The sequence below is a fragment of the Seonamhaeicola sp. MEBiC01930 genome (genome assembly GCF_045277075.1).
In the GTDB taxonomy this organism is placed as follows: Bacteria; Bacteroidota; Bacteroidia; order Flavobacteriales; family Flavobacteriaceae; genus Seonamhaeicola.
Window position 1 is genome coordinate 2,418,933 of sequence record NZ_CP104270.1, and the last position, 17,243, is coordinate 2,436,175.

17 protein-coding genes and 1 riboswitch are annotated in these 17,243 nt (G+C 31.8%); of the genes, 10 read left to right on the top strand and 7 right to left on the bottom strand.

The features are described from left to right. Positions 1-2: 2 nt before the first annotated feature. Complete coding sequence (gene cobT / locus N1F78_RS10605; protein ID WP_406683134.1) at positions 3-1,031, bottom strand: nicotinate-nucleotide--dimethylbenzimidazole phosphoribosyltransferase; 1,029 nt, start codon at positions 1,029-1,031, stop codon at positions 3-5. Continuing rightward, entirely contained in the window at positions 1,032-1,535 is a 504-nt protein-coding gene (locus tag N1F78_RS10610; RefSeq protein WP_406683135.1) for a bifunctional adenosylcobinamide kinase/adenosylcobinamide-phosphate guanylyltransferase, read from the bottom strand. 123 nt (positions 1,536-1,658) lie between these two features. Beyond that, positions 1,659-1,850: riboswitch (cobalamin riboswitch) on the top strand. A gap of 64 nt (positions 1,851-1,914) precedes the next feature. Here N1F78_RS10610 and N1F78_RS10615 point away from each other — a divergent pair. Both N1F78_RS10615 and N1F78_RS10620 read left to right on the top strand, forming a co-directional pair. Beyond that, positions 1,915-3,780, top strand: a complete 1,866-nt coding sequence (locus tag N1F78_RS10615) for a TonB-dependent receptor plug domain-containing protein (protein ID WP_406683136.1) — start codon at positions 1,915-1,917, stop codon at positions 3,778-3,780. A gap of 10 nt (positions 3,781-3,790) precedes the next feature. Continuing rightward, positions 3,791-4,360 carry a PAS domain-containing protein gene (locus N1F78_RS10620; protein ID WP_406683137.1) on the top strand — a complete coding sequence of 190 codons (570 nt, stop codon included), beginning with the start codon at positions 3,791-3,793 and terminating at the stop codon, positions 4,358-4,360. Between the two features lie 90 nt (positions 4,361-4,450). Here N1F78_RS10620 and N1F78_RS10625 read toward each other — a convergent pair whose 3' ends face one another. Both N1F78_RS10625 and N1F78_RS10630 read right to left on the bottom strand, forming a co-directional pair. Further along, positions 4,451-5,173, bottom strand: coding sequence for an ATP-binding protein (locus N1F78_RS10625; RefSeq protein ID WP_406683138.1), 723 nt, complete (start codon positions 5,171-5,173; stop codon positions 4,451-4,453). After that, positions 5,166-6,644 carry a S41 family peptidase gene (locus N1F78_RS10630; protein WP_406683139.1) on the bottom strand — a complete coding sequence of 493 codons (1,479 nt, stop codon included), beginning with the start codon at positions 6,642-6,644 and terminating at the stop codon, positions 5,166-5,168. Before N1F78_RS10630 ends, N1F78_RS10625 begins: the two co-directional genes overlap by 8 nt. Before the next feature lie 140 nt (positions 6,645-6,784). On the opposite strand from N1F78_RS10630, the gene N1F78_RS10635 reads away from it, so the two are divergent. From N1F78_RS10635 to N1F78_RS10655, 5 genes are all read left to right on the top strand, one after another. After that, a complete protein-coding gene (locus N1F78_RS10635) occupies positions 6,785-7,294 on the top strand; it encodes an RNA polymerase sigma factor (RefSeq protein ID WP_406683140.1) in 510 nt (169 codons plus the stop codon). Continuing rightward, positions 7,281-7,760 (top strand): hypothetical protein, encoded by a 480-nt coding sequence (locus tag N1F78_RS10640; protein ID WP_406683141.1) that lies wholly within the window; start codon positions 7,281-7,283, stop codon positions 7,758-7,760. Before N1F78_RS10635 ends, N1F78_RS10640 begins: the two co-directional genes overlap by 14 nt. Positions 7,761-7,781: 21 nt before the next feature. Continuing rightward, positions 7,782-8,369 carry a DUF4252 domain-containing protein gene (locus N1F78_RS10645; protein ID WP_406683142.1) on the top strand — a complete coding sequence of 196 codons (588 nt, stop codon included), beginning with the start codon at positions 7,782-7,784 and terminating at the stop codon, positions 8,367-8,369. 17 nt (positions 8,370-8,386) lie between these two features. Next, positions 8,387-8,929 (top strand): DUF4252 domain-containing protein, encoded by a 543-nt coding sequence (locus tag N1F78_RS10650; protein WP_406683143.1) that lies wholly within the window; start codon positions 8,387-8,389, stop codon positions 8,927-8,929. A 199-nt stretch (positions 8,930-9,128) separates the two neighbouring features. Further along, positions 9,129-10,244: an ARPP-1 family domain-containing protein gene (locus N1F78_RS10655; protein WP_406683144.1), complete on the top strand. Its 1,116-nt coding sequence runs from the start codon at positions 9,129-9,131 to the stop codon at positions 10,242-10,244. Positions 10,245-10,253: 9 nt separating this feature from the next. On the opposite strand, the gene N1F78_RS10660 is transcribed toward N1F78_RS10655, so the two are convergent. The 3 genes from N1F78_RS10660 to N1F78_RS10670 form a co-directional block, all read right to left on the bottom strand. Beyond that, positions 10,254-10,442: a hypothetical protein gene (locus N1F78_RS10660; RefSeq protein WP_406683145.1), complete on the bottom strand. Its 189-nt coding sequence runs from the start codon at positions 10,440-10,442 to the stop codon at positions 10,254-10,256. 8 nt (positions 10,443-10,450) lie between these two features. Further along, complete coding sequence (gene purB / locus N1F78_RS10665; RefSeq protein WP_406683146.1) at positions 10,451-11,794, bottom strand: adenylosuccinate lyase; 1,344 nt, start codon at positions 11,792-11,794, stop codon at positions 10,451-10,453. 98 nt (positions 11,795-11,892) lie between these two features. Beyond that, positions 11,893-12,456, bottom strand: a complete 564-nt coding sequence (locus N1F78_RS10670) for an adenylosuccinate lyase (protein WP_406683147.1) — start codon at positions 12,454-12,456, stop codon at positions 11,893-11,895. A gap of 48 nt (positions 12,457-12,504) precedes the next feature. Here N1F78_RS10670 and N1F78_RS10675 point away from each other — a divergent pair, with 48 nt between their 5' ends. The 3 genes from N1F78_RS10675 to N1F78_RS10685 all read left to right on the top strand — a co-directional run bounded on the left by N1F78_RS10675 (position 12,505) and on the right by N1F78_RS10685 (position 17,055). Continuing rightward, complete coding sequence (locus tag N1F78_RS10675; RefSeq protein WP_406683148.1) at positions 12,505-12,978, top strand: heme-binding domain-containing protein; 474 nt, start codon at positions 12,505-12,507, stop codon at positions 12,976-12,978. Positions 12,979-13,056: 78 nt separating this feature from the next. Next, complete coding sequence (locus tag N1F78_RS10680) at positions 13,057-14,292, top strand: glycosyltransferase (RefSeq protein WP_406683149.1); 1,236 nt, start codon at positions 13,057-13,059, stop codon at positions 14,290-14,292. A gap of 111 nt (positions 14,293-14,403) precedes the next feature. Beyond that, positions 14,404-17,055: a T9SS type B sorting domain-containing protein gene (locus N1F78_RS10685; RefSeq protein ID WP_406683150.1), complete on the top strand. Its 2,652-nt coding sequence runs from the start codon at positions 14,404-14,406 to the stop codon at positions 17,053-17,055. The last annotated feature ends 188 nt before the right edge of the window (positions 17,056-17,243 follow it).

The following is a 17,243-nucleotide window of genomic DNA, read 5'->3' on the forward strand; positions in this document are numbered from 1 at the left end:
AATTAATTATTTTCAGACTCGCCACTTATACCCGCACTTTCAAAACTGGCCATATCATTCAAAAAGTTAACAGCAGCCTTAAGTAAAGGCATGGCTAGAGCTGCGCCAGTGCCTTCTCCTAAACGTAGTCCTAAAGATAATAGGGGTTTTGCATTTAGGTGTTTAAGCATTTTTTTGTGTCCTTGTTCATTAGAATTATGCGCAAATACGCAGTGCTCTAAAACATTTTTATTTATAGCTTTTGCAACTAAAAGGGCAGCGGTAACAATAAAACCGTCTATTATTATGGTCATTTTTAGTTCGGTGGCTTTTAAAATGGCTCCACATATCATGGCTATTTCAAAACCTCCAAAGGTTGCCAAAGCTTCATAAGGTGTTTGCGGATGGTATGTATTGAAAACTTTTGAAAGTATTTGGCATTTTTTACTAATGCCTTCAGAATCTAAACCTGTACCTGAACCAACACATTCTTTTACGGGAAGGTTCATGAAGTATGCCATTAAAAGGGCAGCGGATGAAGTATTACTGATACCCATTTCTCCAAAGCCAATAGTATTACAGCCCTCTGTTTGAATTTTTGAAATGATGTCCCCAGATTTTTCTAAAGCTTCATGACACTGATCTAAGGTCATAGCAGGCTCTACTTGGTAGTTTTTGGTTCCAAAGTCAATTTTAGCATCTATTATAGGTAAGTTACTATCAAAATTATGGTTTACTCCGGCATCTACTATTTTTAAATCAATGGTATTGGTTGTGCTAAAAACGTTAATGGCAGCTCCGCCGTTTACAAAATTATAAACCATTTGGGCAGTTACTTCTTGAGGAAAGGGGTTAACTTCTCCTTTTTGGGCTATTCCATGATCAGCGGCAAATACCACTATAGTTGGTTTTGAAATTTTGGGATTTTCCGTGTTTTGTATGCAGCCAATTTTAAAAGCTAAAGTTTCCAGGTCACCCAAAGCACCAACAGGTTTAGTTTTTAAATCTATTTTATGTTGCAATGCCTGTTTTAAATTGGTTTTAATACTCATTTATTTTAATTTTAGTGGGATTCCTGAAACCATTAAGGTAGCTCTATCAGCATTTTTGGCTATGTATTGATTCATCCACCCTTGTAATTCAGTGAATTTTCTTCCTATTTCTGTTTGTGCATGAACTCCCATACCTATTTCATTAGAAATTATAATAATTGTGGCATTTATTTCTAGTAATTTTTCAAATTCATATTTTGCTAGGTCTAAAGATTTTTCAACATCATTTTTGGTGTCAACATAAAAATTTGTAAGCCAAAGCGTAACACAGTCTATAACTACCACATCATTTTTGTTTATTACAGATGCTAGTTCTTTTTCCTCTTCTATAGAAGTCCACCTTTCATCTCTATCAGCAATATGTCTGTCAATTCGTTTTCTATGATCTTCTCCCCAAATGCGCGATGTTGCCACATATTTTGGTGTTTGGGAAAATGATAATGCAAGATTTTGAGCGTAACTACTTTTGCCAGACCTTTCTCCTCCGGTTATATAATATATCATGAATTTTTGATCTTGTTTAAGATTACAAATATGAAACCTTTTTTTAAGAATTATTAAATAAAATAGTTTTGATTATAAAAATAGATAGTACATTTGCAACGAATTTTGGTTTAGCAAAATTGTTTTATGAGTGCTAGAATTGGTTCTAGTAAACAAGGATGTTAATTAAAAGGGAATCTGGTGAAAATCCAGAACTGTTCCCGCAACTGTAAGCTATAAAGCTTCATGTTACACTTCAATGTCACTGGATGATAATCTGGGAAGACCAACATGAAGACGCAAGTCAGGAGACCTGCCAATTTCAAACAGATAAGTTGAACTTTCGGGATAAAAGTTTACGTATGATAATCCATGCGATTCTCGATTAATTATTATTAAAATGAACAAAAAAACAAGTGTTTTTGGTATACTGTGTTTAGGTATATCAGTATTTGGGTTTGCACAAGAAAAGGTAGCAGATTCAACAAAAGTTGAACAACTTGATGAAGTTGTGTTAACAGATTCACGTTTTGCTTTAAAACGTGAAAATTCTGGTAAAACGGTTATTAAGATAACCAAATTAGACATTGAAAGAAACCAGGGAAGAACGGTTTCAGAACTAATTAGTGCACAGTCTGGAATAGAAATTAACGGTAGTCGAAGTAATGCTGGGCAAAATCTAGGCGTTTATGTTCGAGGTGGAAGAAACCGTCAAGTACTTGTCTTAATTGATGGGATTCAAGTAAATGACCCTTCTCAAATTAATGGAGAGTATGATTTTAGGTTGTTGAACTTGGCTCAGATTGAGTCTATTGAAATTATTAAAGGTGCGGCTAGTACCTTGTATGGAAGTGGAGCAGCTTCTGCTGTTGTAAATATAACAACTAAAAAGGCAGGTATTAAGAAAATTGAAGGTGTGTTTTCTTCAAGTTTTGGAACAAACCAGTCTGAATCTGACCAAAATTATAATATAGCAGATTTTAGTAATAATGTGGCTATTTCTGGAACTTTAGATAAGTTCACTTATCGTGCAGCTTTTAACAATCGCTTTACTGATGGCCTTTCAGCTGCCACTACCGATTCTAACGAAAAGGATGTGTTTTCACAATATGGTGTTGATGTTAACCTTGGTTATAAGTTTTGCAACTCATTTTCATTAAATGTTTATGGTAATTTCACAGACACGAATTCTGATATTGATGGTTATGATTCCAATTTCAATTTAGTTGACACTTCTGATGAGTTTAATAATACACAGCAAAGAGTTGGGCTTTCTTCTAAATTGAAATACCAGAATGGTAGTGTTAATATAAATGCAGCTTATAGTGAATATGAAAGGGAGTTTGTTTCTCAATATCCTTCCTTGTTTGAATCAAAGAATTATGTTTTAGATGCCTATAATAAGTATAACTTTAATAATGCTTTTTATACCATTGTTGGTTTAAATTTAGCCAATAATAAAGCAATTTTTTCAGGAGAGCAAGAATTTAGTGTTATAGACCCATATGCTAATTTTGTGTATGTTTCAGATTTTGGTTTGAATATTAATGCTGGAGCACGATTAAATAATCACAGCGAATACGGTTCTCATTTTACTTATAATTTTAACCCGTCTTATACCATCAAGCATCAAGAAGAAAGCTATACTAAAATATTTGGATCTTATAGCACGTCATTCATTGCGCCGTCTTTATCTCAATTATTTGGAAATTGGGGAGCAAATCCAGATTTAGAGCCTGAAGACAATAGGACTATTGAGGCTGGTGCTGAATTTAAATTAAATAAGGGCTTTAGAATTAGTGGTCTTTTCTTTAGTAGAGAAGAATCAAATACCGTGTTATGGATTAACGGAGGCTATCAAAACGCAACAGAAGATTTAAATGCAAGAGGTGCTGAAATTGAACTTTATGCCTCACCTACTAAAGGGTTTTCTATTACGGCTAATTATGCCTTTACTGAATATAAAGAAAGTGAAGCAAGAAGAATTCCGAAGCATAAAGGAAACTTTCTTTTAGGTTATGATTTCTCAGATAGTACTTTTGCATCATTGTCATATCAATATGTTCATGATAGGTTTGAAAGTAGTTTTTCACCAATATTAGAAAGCTTTAGTCTAGTTAATTTTTATGCAAGCCACAAAGCCTTAAAAGGCAAAATGACATTCTTTGCTGGTATTGATAATATATTAAATGAAGACTATGAGGACGTACCTGGTTATGTAACAAAGGGAAGAAATTTAAGACTTGGATTTCAGTTAGGTTTGTAAACTTTTAGTTATGAAGCACAACCTGAATAATATGAAGGGATTAGATATCTACCTATCATCATTAAGTAAAGATGACTATGATGCTATATCTTCGAAAATCACATATCCATCACATGTAATAACACCTCTTATGAGTTGGGATATCCATAGCGAAGGATATTTTAAAGGATTAATGGCTGCCGACAGAGCGCAGGATATTGTTAAAGTGAAATCTTATGCCAAAAAATTAAATTGGCAAGGTAATATAGATGACATTTTTGATAAGGAAGTATTTGAAGCTATCATTATTACAGATTTATGCCAAAGGATAGTTTGGGTTAATTCTGGTTTTTCAAAAATGACTGGTTATTCAAAGTTTGAAGTGCTAACTAAAAAGCCAAATTTGCTACAAGGAGCGGAAACTTCAATTGAAGTAAAGCAAAATATAAAATCTCAATTGAAAGGTGATTTGCCATTTAAAGATGTTATTACTAACTACAAGAAGAATGGTGAATCTTATGAATGTGAAGTGAAGATTTTTCCTCTATATAGTAATGATAATAAAACTCATTTTATTGCCTTAGAGAGACGGGTAAGTTAAATGTGGGTTTGATTAGATAAACCTAGTTAAAGTAGTTATCTGCCACTTAACCTTTAAAAACTTGTTAGGTCTTTTGATCTAACAGGTTTTTTATTTTGGTATTAAATCGCAATACCAAACTCCATATTTATCTGAATCACTTTTACAAACATTATCATCTGTATTAGGGTTGTTATATTCACGATAAACCTTTTCGCCAATAGTAAAATCTATAGGGTTTTTAAAAAGAGGCCCGTCAAAACAAAAGGTGTGAAACTCCCCGTTTTCCCCACATGGATCAACGCCTTCAGGTAAATTTTCAATAAAAGTTTTATCTATAACAGTGCCAACAAAATCTTCATCAAAGTATTTAGAATTAGCACAAACAACAATTGTTCTAAACCCTAGATCTAAAAATTCGTTTAAAAGTGCTTTGGTGTCACGCTTCCATATAGGAAAGACTGCTTTAAAACCTTGTTTAGCTAATTGGTTTTCACGGTATTGTCTTAGGTCTTCCAAAAATATATCGCCGAATGCGGTATGTGTAAATCCCTCAGATTTTAACCTCGAAACGGTAGCACTCATAATAGTTTCATAGGTTGCCATATCTGGCATTTCGGGCAACTCAATAAAACTGGATTTAATGCCTAAAGCATCAGTTTGTGCAACTAAAAGTTCATTTCTAAGTCCATGCATAGAAACACGATTGTAATGACTATTTACTGTGGTAATTAATTCCTTAACAGTGTAGTTTTTATCTTGTAATAAATGATACAAAGCTAGAGCTGAATCTTTTCCTGAACTCCAGTTAAAGTAGGTAATGTGTTTATTCAAAAATGAGTTTGTTTAAAATATGTTTAGGTAATTCTCTATCATCAATCAGTCTGCGTTCAATGGCGTTTATGGGTTCTAATTTATCTTGCTCAAAAATGGCTTGGTCTTTTTGTTTAATGAATTTTCCTGATCCAGTTATTTCACCAATGGCTTCAGCTAGTAAAGGTTCATTCTCATCTCCAAGAACGCCAAGATTTGTTCTAGTTTCCGCTAAGGTGATTTCTGGAACTAAACCATCAACAAAGTCAGTGAAATCATTAATATTCGCATATTTAAATATTAGAGGCTGAAGGGCATATGTGTGGTTTTGATTAATTCCTTCCTTACTAAGAAAACCAGGTGAATCATATAAGGTTATAGATCCTTGATATTTACCTCTTGTGTTAGTACCAATTTGTTTTACGTTAATATATGGGTTTAAACAACTAATTACAAGTTCACTTGCTGATGCACTCCATCCAGAGGTTAGAATGTAAACTTCATTAAAGTTAAGACTATTTAAAGACATACCATTTTCATTGTTAATAAATCTGCCCAACAAAAGTTCAGCGTCTTCTTCCTCAAATAAGGACTGCAAATCATTATTATAAAACCTTTTTATTAGAATATCTCCGGTAAATTGACCCGTAATTAGGCTTGACATCAATATAGCTTTACTGCTAGCCCCACCTGAATTGTACCTTAAATCTAAGACCAAATCAGTAATGCCTTCACTTTTAAAGTTAGCAAAAACGTCGTTTAATTCAGAAGAACTTCCGTTAAAGCCAGTATACATCAGATACCCTATTTTTTTACTTCCAGCATCAATGGTTTTAGTAACATGTATAGGGTTTTCTGTAAAATCCTCTTTGGTAAGTGATATAGTTTGTCCTAGAGGTGTTACAGAGTCGTCATTTGTTTCTGGAGTATTATTTGTATTATAGGTTCCTAAATCTATGCTGTAAGTGTCCGAACTAAATAAGGAATAATTGTTATCGCTTGCCGAATTATAGTATAATTCAGTACCGTTAACTGCATAAAAAACATCCCCCCTTTTTAAACCTTGTAAATCGGCACTGCTTCCTGGTAATACATATAGAATAATACCATATCTTACAGGGTCGGTATCAGAGCGTCTAATAGTAGTAAATTGCATACCGTTAGTTAACGTTTTACCGTTTAAAAGATCTTCATTTGCGAAATAATTATCTGTAATCCAACTAAATTCGTCAAGCGGTTCGTGAATTAAACTTTCAAATAACTCTTCTGGAGTGGAAAAACCATTTAAATAATCTGCATATTCTTCATTAGTTGTAAAACGGTCATTTGCCAAATTAGGGATGTTGTCTTTATATAGATAAAAGGCATTCATACCTTTCCAAACAAAATCATTTATTTCACTTGCTTGAATGATATTATCATCGCTATCTTCAAAGCAACTAACAATACTCAGGGTCAAAAGAATTAGTAATAGGGCTTTAAACTTTTTCATTTTGCATTTTTTATAAGTAGTCTTTAAAACTTTAAATTTACTTACATTATTGTGTAATAAAAAATTTTTGTAACAAATAAGGAAGTGTGTCGTCGTAATATCAAATAGCAGAAAAGCTAAAAAACCAAACCAAACCAAAAATGACTCAAGCAGAGTTTTTAAATATTGTAATGCCATTTAAAGATAAAGTATTTCGTTTAGCAAAACGATTACTGGTATCTACTGAAGAGGCTGAAGATGCAACTCAAGAGGTTCTGTTAAAATTATGGAGGAATAAGGCAAAAATAAAAGAGTATAAAAATGTTGAAGCTTTTTCTATGACCATGACTAAAAATTTTTGTTATGACAAATTAAAGTCTAAACAAGCTCAAAACTTAAAGATTGTTCATAGTAATTATGAAGAAAAGAATACCCCTTTACAAAAGCAAGTTGAATTAAATGATAGTGTTGATTGGGTTGGGCGTATTATTCAGGAATTGCCAGAGCAACAACGTATGATAATACAGTTGAGAGATATTGAGGAGTACGATTATGATGAGATAGCAAAAATGCTTGATATGAATAACACGGCAGTTCGTGTTACCCTTTCAAGAGCAAGAAAAACAATACGAGAAAAATTAACAAAAACACATGATTATGGTGTTAGATAATATAGAAAAGTTACTTGAAAAGTACGAGAACGGAGAAACAACGCTAAAAGAAGAGCAGCAGTTAAAAAACTATTTTTCTCAAGAAACTGTAGCGCCACATTTAGAAATGTATAAACCTATGTTTCAGTATTTTTTGGGAAACCAGAAAGAACAGTTTACTAAAGACGTTCCATTAAAAACTAAGAGAAAATTTAATTACAAATGGATTTCTGTTGCAGCAGTAGCGGTTCTTATGCTAGGGTTTTACTTTAATAGTAACATTATTGAAGAGAATTGCAATGATTTAGGTACTTATTGTGAACCCGAGCAGGCTTTAGAAGAAGTAACAAAACAATTAGCAATGATTTCAAATCACTTTAATAAAGGAACTCAAGCTGTTGGGTATCTAAACGAAGTTGATAAAGGAACAGCTGCCTTAGGTTACTTAAATGAAGTAGAGAATACAACTAGTATTATTTTTAAATAATAACAATTAAAAATTAAAGAAATGAAAACAATAAATTTAAATAAAGTAATAATGAATAAAAGATTAATAATATTTATAATGGCCGTAATGTTGATGCCATTAACAGGAATGGCTCAAAAAAATATTTTTGAAAAGTATAGTGATAACCCAAATGTAACTTATGTAAATATAAAGCCTAAAATGTTTCAAATGATTGCAAAGGTAGGTGTTGATACTAGTGATCCTGATGCAAAGGCGTTTATGGATATGGTTAAAAGTATAACAAGTTTTAAAACTATAGTAACAGATAATGCTGATATTTCGTCTGATATTTCAAAATGGGTAAAATCACGTTCTAGCTCATTAGAAGAATTAATGGAAGTTAGAGACGAAGGCAGTGAGGTGAAATTTTATGTTCAAGAAGGTAAAGATGAAGACCATGTAAAAGAACTTTTAATTTTTGTAAACGGTATAGACAAACATATTGAAGATAAAATTGAAATTAACGGCAAGGAAAGAAAAATTGAAACTGTGGTAGTATCATTTACAGGGGATATTGATTTAAATGAAATATCTAAGCTTACTGAAAAAATGAACATTCCAGCAGGAGAGCATTTAAATAAGAAATAATTAACTAATCATCAATCATGCAACGAACAATCTTAAATATTTTTTGCACCTTTTTAATCGCAGTCTTATTAATAGGCTGCGATAATGGTGTTACTTTACAGCGTTATTATGTAGATAGCCAGGAATCTACCAATTTTATTTCACAGGATTTTCCTATATCTATGATAGAAATTGATAAGTCTAATTTCTCCGAAGAAGAAAATGAAGCCTATAATTCTGTAAAAAGGCTTAACTTTTTAGGTTATAAAACTACAGACTCTAATTTAGAAACCTATAACACTGAAATAGCCAAGGTTAAAACTATTTTAAGTGATGATAAATATCAAGATTTACTAGAGGTAAGTGATCAAGGCAGAAAAATTGTTGTAAAATATATAGGAACAGATGAAGAGGCTGATGAAGTTGTTGTTTTTGGAAGCGCTAAAGATATGGGGTTTGCTATTGTTAGGGTTTTAGGTGATGACATGAATCCAGAGAAAATGGCTGTACTACTTCATAGTTTACAAAATGCTAACGTAAATGAAAACCAAGTTCAGGATATTATGAATTTCTTTAAGTAAATTATAGTAATGTTATAATGATGAAATCCTCTAAATTTTTTTAGAGGATTTTTTTTGGAATCATTTTTGTAGGAAATTAAGCAGTTAAGGAAACGCTTTAACTAAATGAATATTGGGTTTTACTCAGGACAATGTAGGCTTGCCTAAATGTTAATTTAATTTAATCTTCAATCAAACTACATTTAAAAAAAACAAAATCATGAAAACAAACGTCACAATTAATTTACTCTTCGTTTTTTTTATTTTATTCACAGCGTGTAATAAAAAAGATTCGAGTGCCAAAGTTGCCATTAACACTCAAGAAACCACATATATTCTTGATGGTATTAAGATTAACAGCCCTAAATCAATTGAAAACTTAAGCATATTTATGCTTTCAGGAAAGGAGCAGATAGTTGGAGATAGATATAATATTTTGTCTGAATCAATGAAAAATAAGGAAGTGACTGTATTTGAAACAGGTAATGTTAACCAGCTTTCCGTTAACAATAATAGCAACGAATATGTGTTTATACATTCTGGAGATATAGTTAAAGGAGGTAAACAGGATAGAACAATTAGTTTTGATGTGATTGTTGCTCCTATGACTAATAATGTTTCACTTGAAAGTTTTTGTGTGGAACAAGGGAGATGGGAACAACGTGCTGAAGAGGAGGTGATTGCATTTAGTTCTAATACAAAAATGATTTCTTCCAAGGATTTAAAGCTGGCAGCAAAGCATGAAAGAAATCAAAGTAAGGTATGGGATAAAGTTTCTGAGCAAAAGGAAAATCTAAACGAAAAACTTTCTTTAAAAAAAGGATATGCCGTAGATGTATCGGATAATGAATCTAAATCAAGTTTGCAATTAGCTTTGGAAAGTGATGAGCTGATAAAAGTAAGAGATGATTATTTCGAAAAACTGAAAGATTTAATAAAACAAAAGGATGTAATTGGTTATGCTTATACTATAAATGGGGAAATTTTTGGTGTAGAGGTATACAATAATAAACAGCTTTTTCAGGATTTATGGGATAAAATACTTGAATCAGTAATCATTGAAGCCGTTACTAATGAAGGAGAAAAGTTAGCCTCTAAAAAAGGGCAAAAGGATATATTGGCTTTTATGAATGTGGTAAAGGCTCAGGGTAAGAAAGAAGTTAAAAACATAAATGAAGTAACTAATTTTGAAACTATTGAAAACGAAACCGGAAACGTAGTTTTTACTACCATAGACTTGCATCAGAAAAACTGGGTTCACAAAAGTTTTATGAAAATAGACTCCACAGATTTAAATAAAAGAAGGAGCGCAAATGAAATTATAATTCAAGAATAGTATTATAATTTATTCTTCCAATTCTTCTTCTTTGGGAATAAATGTTTTGGTAGATATTAGATTAAGAATAATAGCTAAAAAAATAATAGTAAGTAATGTTAAGATCAAAAAATTATCTAATATATCTAAGAGGCCTGTGGTGAAAATTCCACCAACCATTAAACCACAAAGTATTAAAGACTGTTTGTCTGAGAGCATAATAATTGTTAAATCCCTGTATAGTTACTAGGAGTAATACGTTTTAATTCATTTTTTATTGTATCAGATACCTCTAAAGTATCAATAAAATTTGAAATAGAGTCTTGATTTATTTTTTCGTTAGTTCTTGTTAAGCCTTTTAAAGCTTCATAAGGGTTAGGGTATCCCTCTCTACGTAATATGGTTTGAATGGCTTCAGCAACCACAGCCCAATTATTTTCAAGATCTAGAGCAAACTTACTTTCATTTAAAAGTAATTTATTAAGACCTTTTAAAGTGGCTTTAAAACCAATTATGGTATGTCCAAATGGAACCCCTGCGTTACGTAATACAGTACTGTCAGTCAAATCACGTTGTAATCTTGAGATAGGTAATTTAGCTGAAAGGTGTTCAAAAATAGCATTAGCAATACCCAAGTTACCTTCACTGTTTTCAAAATCAATTGGATTTACTTTATGAGGCATTGCAGAACTACCAACTTCTCCTTTTTTAATTTTTTGTTTGAAATAATCCATAGAAACGTAAGTCCAAACGTCACGGTCTAAATCAATTAAAATAGTATTGATACGTTTTAAACAATCAAATAAAGCGGCCATGTGGTCATAATGCTCAATTTGAGTAGTTGGGAACGAGTGGTGTAATCCTAATTTTTCCTGAACAAAGGAATCTCCAAAAGCCTTCCAGTCAATATTGGGATAAGCAACATGATGCGCGTTAAAATTACCTGTGGCACCACCAAATTTAGCAGCGCTTGGGATATCGTTTAATAAATTAAATTGTTCCTCTAAACGGGTTACAAAAACGGCAATTTCTTTACCTAAGCGAGTTGGAGATGCTGGTTGTCCATGAGTTCTAGCTAACATGGGTACATTAGCCCATTCTACAACTAATTCTTTTAATTTGTTTAAAACAGTAAAATACTCAGGAACGTAAACATCGTTCATAGCTTCCTTAATACTTAAGGGAATAGCTGTATTGTTAATGTCTTGGGAGGTTAATCCAAAGTGAATAAACTCCTTATATTGTGATAACCCTAAAGCATCAAATTTTTCTTTAATAAAATATTCAACAGCCTTAACATCGTGGTTGGTTACACTTTCAATTTTTTTGATAGCTAAAGCATCTTCCGTTGAAAAATCTTTATAAATAGCTCTTAAATCTTCAAAAAGGCTATTGTCAACATCTGTAAGTTGAGGTAAAGGTAATTCACAAAGAGCAATAAAATATTCTATTTCAACTAAAACGCGATATTTTATAAGAGCTTCTTCAGAAAAGAATGGTGCTAATTCGTTGACTTTACTTCTATAACGTCCATCAATTGGAGAGATGGCATTTAATACAGATAATGACATATTTAATGTGAATTTTAAGAAGTTGCAAAGATATGATTTTTAGATGGAAGCTAGAAACTAGATTGGTGAAGTTTTTTGAATTTCACAACTTCTTTATTTTACTTTTTAATCTTTTTGAGAATATGTTTTGCCCTAGCCTTAAAGGCTGCACTTTGGCTAGAAAAGTCACGCTCAAGAATAGTAGTTAATTCAGGGTAAATCCAATCATATTCTTTTCCAAACATATATAGTGTAGACATGCTGTAGGCTTTAGGTGCAACTTTTTCGTCATTAATCATATAATCAAAGCAGGTTTCAATAATACGTTCTTTATGAGCAGTGTTTAAATTTGTTTTAATTTGGTTATCATCTTTAGAAATGTAAGCCTTGGCAATAAGCTCACAAATTTTTGCAACAGGCCTTACCGCAGAATCAAGATGAACTTTGTGGATGTTCTGTGTAAATGTATCTAAGTGAGGTATTATAAAATTAATGTTGTTTGTACACATAAACTCAAAAACCCATGCAGCACGAGGTGAAATTTTATCATCTACCTTAAAAAGTATTTCTAAAAGTTTAGAAACTAGCTTAGGGTTATCAATTACCAGATTAGAATAATAGGTGCGTTTTTCACGTGAATGATTTACGTAATTTAATTCGTTGTAAAGTTGCTCAGTTGTCAAAAGGAATTTTATTACTTTTAAAAAGTAAATTTATAAGAAATATTTAAAATGAAGATAGTCAAAAAAGTGCTTTTGTTTCTTTTAATTGTATTTATAATTGCCCAGTTTTTTAGACCAGATAAAAATCAAGGAGAAATTGCTAGTATAGAACCTTTTTTATTAGAAACCAATCCGCCTGCAGATGTGAAGTTAATATTAAAGGAAGCTTGTTTTGATTGCCATAGTGATGTAACCAGGTATCCATGGTATAATAATATTACACCAGTAAATTACTGGCTAAAACGACATGTTGACCATGGGAAAAAGGATTTCAATGTGTCAAAATGGAAAGGCAATTCAGTAAAGCGAAAAGATCATAAAATTGAAGAATTAATTGAGGAAGTTGAAGAGAAAAAAATGCCATTAGAATCTTATACTTGGACACATTCAGAAGCTAAATTATCTGATGAACAAATAAAGGCTATTGTAGATTGGGCAAAAAACGTACGTTTAAAGTATGCCCTAGAACCAGAGCCTGAATAGTCTAAAACTTCAAATTCTAATTTATAAATGAGACCTCATTTTGGGGCTATATTTTTATAAATTTTAAGCATGCTTTTTATGGGTAAAAAATTATTAGTAATTGGTTTTGTTTGGCCAGAGCCTAGAAGCTCAGCAGCCGGTAGTAGAATGATGCAGTTAATTGAAGCCTTTCAGTTAAATGATTATGATATTACTTTTGCTACGGCCTGCGCTAAATCAGATAAAGCTTTTAATTTAGAGGCTATTGGCGTTTCTCAAGTAGCAATAGAATTGAATAGCTCTAGTTTTGATGCTTTTGTTAAAGAAATGAATCCTGATGTGGTACTGTTTGATAGGTTTATGACCGAAGAACAATTTGGATGGCGCGTTTCTGAACAATGTCCTGATGCCTTAAGGATTTTAGATACTGAAGATTTACATTGTTTGAGAAAAGGAAGGTATCAAGCTTTAAAGGATAATGCTGAATTTAACAAAACTTACCTGTTTAATGATGTAGCTAAACGGGAAATAGCAAGTATTTATAGGTGTGATATTAGTTTAATCATTTCTGAGGCAGAAATGGAATTTTTAAAAAATGATTTTAAAGTTGATGAATCACTTTTGTTGTATTTGCCTTTTATGCTTGATGAACTAAAGGACCATGAAATTGATAATTTGCCTAAATTTCAAAGTAGGAGACATTTTGTAACTATTGGAAATTTTTTACATGAGCCTAATTACAATGCTGTTTTATATTTAAAACAGAATATTTGGCCTTTTATTAGGAGTCAGGTGTCTGATGTGCAAATGCATGTATATGGAGCATATGCCTCATTAAAAGTTAATCAGCTTCATAATTCAAAAGAAGGGTTTATCATTAACGGATTTGCAGAAAGTGCTTCTACTATTTTAAAACAAGCTAGATTATGTTTGGCGCCATTACAATTTGGTGCTGGCTTAAAAGGTAAATTAATTGATGCCATGCAAAATGGTACACCATGCGTTACTACCACCATTGGTTCTGAGGGGATGTTTGGGGAGTTAAAATCTAATGGTTTTATTGAAGATAAGCCAGAAGAGTTTTCTAAAAAGGCAATAGCTCTGTATCAAGATGAAAATCTTTGGGAAGAAAAACAGCGAAATGGGTTTGATGTTATAAATTCTCGATTTAGAAAGTCGTATTATCAAAATGTATTTTTAGAGCGAGTAGAACTAGTAATTAAGAATCTTTATAAAAAACGTATTAACAATTTTACAGGGCAAATGTTGTATCATCATACGCTTCAAAGTACTAAGTTTATGAGTAAATGGATTGAGGAGAAGAACAGGTCTTAGCATTTTTGATTAATTTTTTGTTCCTCAATTTAGTAGACCAAAAAAAACATATTTTTGTTAATCATGAACTTACTATTGAAAAGACTTTTAATTTTAATTGTGACCTTATTCATGCAACTAAGCTACTCTCAAAGAGAAGCTAATATTTGGCATTTTGGTGTTGTCTCAGGGATAGATTTTAATTCTTGTGAACCCACTGCTATAAATGGAGCATCAACAACAACAGTTTCTAATGGTTTTGGTTCAATATCTGATAGTCAAGGTAATTTATTGTTTTATACAAATGGAATAACTATTTGGGATAAAGACAATAGAATAATGGATAATGGAACTGGACTTGGAGGTAATTCTGTGTTAAGGGGAGTTGAAAGTGTTACTTCAAAACAAACGGTAATGGTTGTTAAACGTCCTAATAGTTTAAGTGAGTACTATGTATTTACCTTGGCAGAACAAGGTAGTAGTGCTGGTTTAACATATTCCGTTATAGATATGAGTGCAAATGGAGGGCTAGGAACTGTTAAAACAAAAAACACATTTCTCCTATCCCCCTTAGCAGAACAAATACATGCAACACGACATAAAAATGGTGAAGGTATATGGTTAACGGTTTATGGTTATGATAATACCAATTTTTATTCTTTTTTGGTAACAGCAGCTGGTGTTAATTCAACTCCTGTTGTGAGTGCAATGACTAACATTTTTAAGGCAAGCGATTTATATGCCGGAGGAATGAAGTTTTCACCTAATGGTGAGAAGTTGGCAATATGCAATTATGCCTCAGGTCTTTCTATAATAGATTTTGACAATAATACGGGTAGATTTAGTAATGTGGATTTTGTTACAAGAAGGAGCGGTTTAATGGATGTTGAATTTTCTCCTTCAAATGATATACTTTATGCTTGTAATGGAGAAGCTTTGCTTCAATATAATTTAAATGCCACAGATATACCTAGTTCGGAAATATTATTATATGATGATGGTGTAACTGGTCTAAATCAAGTATTTGCATTACAATTAGCTCCAAATAGAAAAATTTACACATTATCACCTGGGGGGTTATCGGTTATTAATATTCCTAATAATTTAGGTTCTAGTTGTGATTACGTAAGGCGTATAATTTCCTTTAATAAATGGGCAGGTACAACTTTACCAACTTATATGCATCCCTTTTTTCATAATGAAATTGAGTCAGAAAATTTTTGTTATCAGGATGCCACAAGTTTTAAATTGAAAGAAGAAGTAGGTGCCGTAATTTGGGATTTTGGAGATCCAGCTTCTGGGATTGAAAATACTTCTACAGAATTAGAGCCAACACATATTTTTTCCGCTCCAGGAATTTATACTGTAACAACTACAATACCTACAGGATGTGGTCCAGAGCCTTTTGTTACTTCAGAAGTTGAAATTTTTCCTTTACCAGAAATAGCCCCTATTGTTGAATTAGTACAATGTGATGATGATATAGATGGTTTTAGTAGTTTCAATTTAAATGAAGCTAAAGAGAAGTTCTCTAACAATTCTTCAATTTTAAACTTCACTTTTTTTAAAACACAACAAGAAGCTATTGATAACATAAACGCTATAAATGCACCAATTTCTTTCATAAATGAAGTGCAAAGTGCTGATACTGTATGGGCAAGAGTAGAAAATGATAGCGGTTGCTTTAAAGTTGGGGAAATTAATTTAATTGTTTCAACAACTCAAATCCCTGCTGTTTTTAATAGAGTAATTTATGAGTGTGATAATGGTGATGCTGATGGTATAACATTGTTTAATTTTAAGGATGTGGCAACAGATATAGAAGGTTTATTTCCCATTGGTCAACAAATAGATATCAAATATTATAGAAATTTAGAAGATGCATTGGCAGAGGTAGCTCCTATAAATCCTTCTTCTTATGAAAATATTGGTTATGAATATGGTCAAGATATTTATGTAAGGGTAGATAGTAGAATTGATAATAGTTGTTTAGGACTTGGACCCCATATTAGGCTAGAAGTATTAGAACAACCCCAATTTAATGTTGATGAAGAAATAATTTTATGCACAACTGATAGTTCTAGTATTACCATTAGTACCACTAATGCTTTAAATACTTATAATTATGAATGGGTAAATGAGAAAAATTCCAATGAAGTTATAGGTGTAGATAGTTATTTGGAAGTGACTGAGGGCGGAACCTATTGCGTAATAGCTACTTATGATTATGGTTTTAGTATATGTGAATCAGCTAAGTATAAAGTGCATGTAACTGAAGTTGTATCACCTATATTAACAAAAGAAATGCTTAGTGTAATTGAAAATTCTAATAATAATAATAAAATTACTATAAATGAGTCTCAATTAGGAACCGGTAGCTATGAATATGCTATAAACAATACGATGTATCAAGATGAGCCATTTTTTGAAGATGTTCCTGCTGGAATTCATACAATTTATGTTAAGAACGAACATGATTGTTCGCCTTCTTCAATAGAAGTGTCTGTTATAGGTTTTCCTAAATTTTTTACACCTAATGGTGATGGTTTTAATGATTTATGGAACATTATTGGGTTTAATAATGACTACGCGCAGGATTCTGAAATATATATTTATACAAGATACGGAAAATTAATAAAAACTCTAAGCCCCTTAAATAATGGATGGAATGGTTTTTTAAACGGGAAACTTCTTGCAAAAGATGACTATTGGTATGTTGCTAATTTGAAAGATGAAAACGGAAATATTAGTCAGTATAAAGGTCATTTTAGTTTAGTTAGATAAGGTTTATAACATGAGTTCAATTTTTATTCTTGACTAGGCTAGTTTTTTTATTGAAAGTTTTGTCAACATATTTCTAAAGTAAGCGAGTTTTGAATAAATACTTCAAATACTCTAGGTGTTTTAATAATTTAAGCTAAAATGAACCATTTGTGATAGTCTTGAAGTGAAATGTGTTAATGTAATTATGG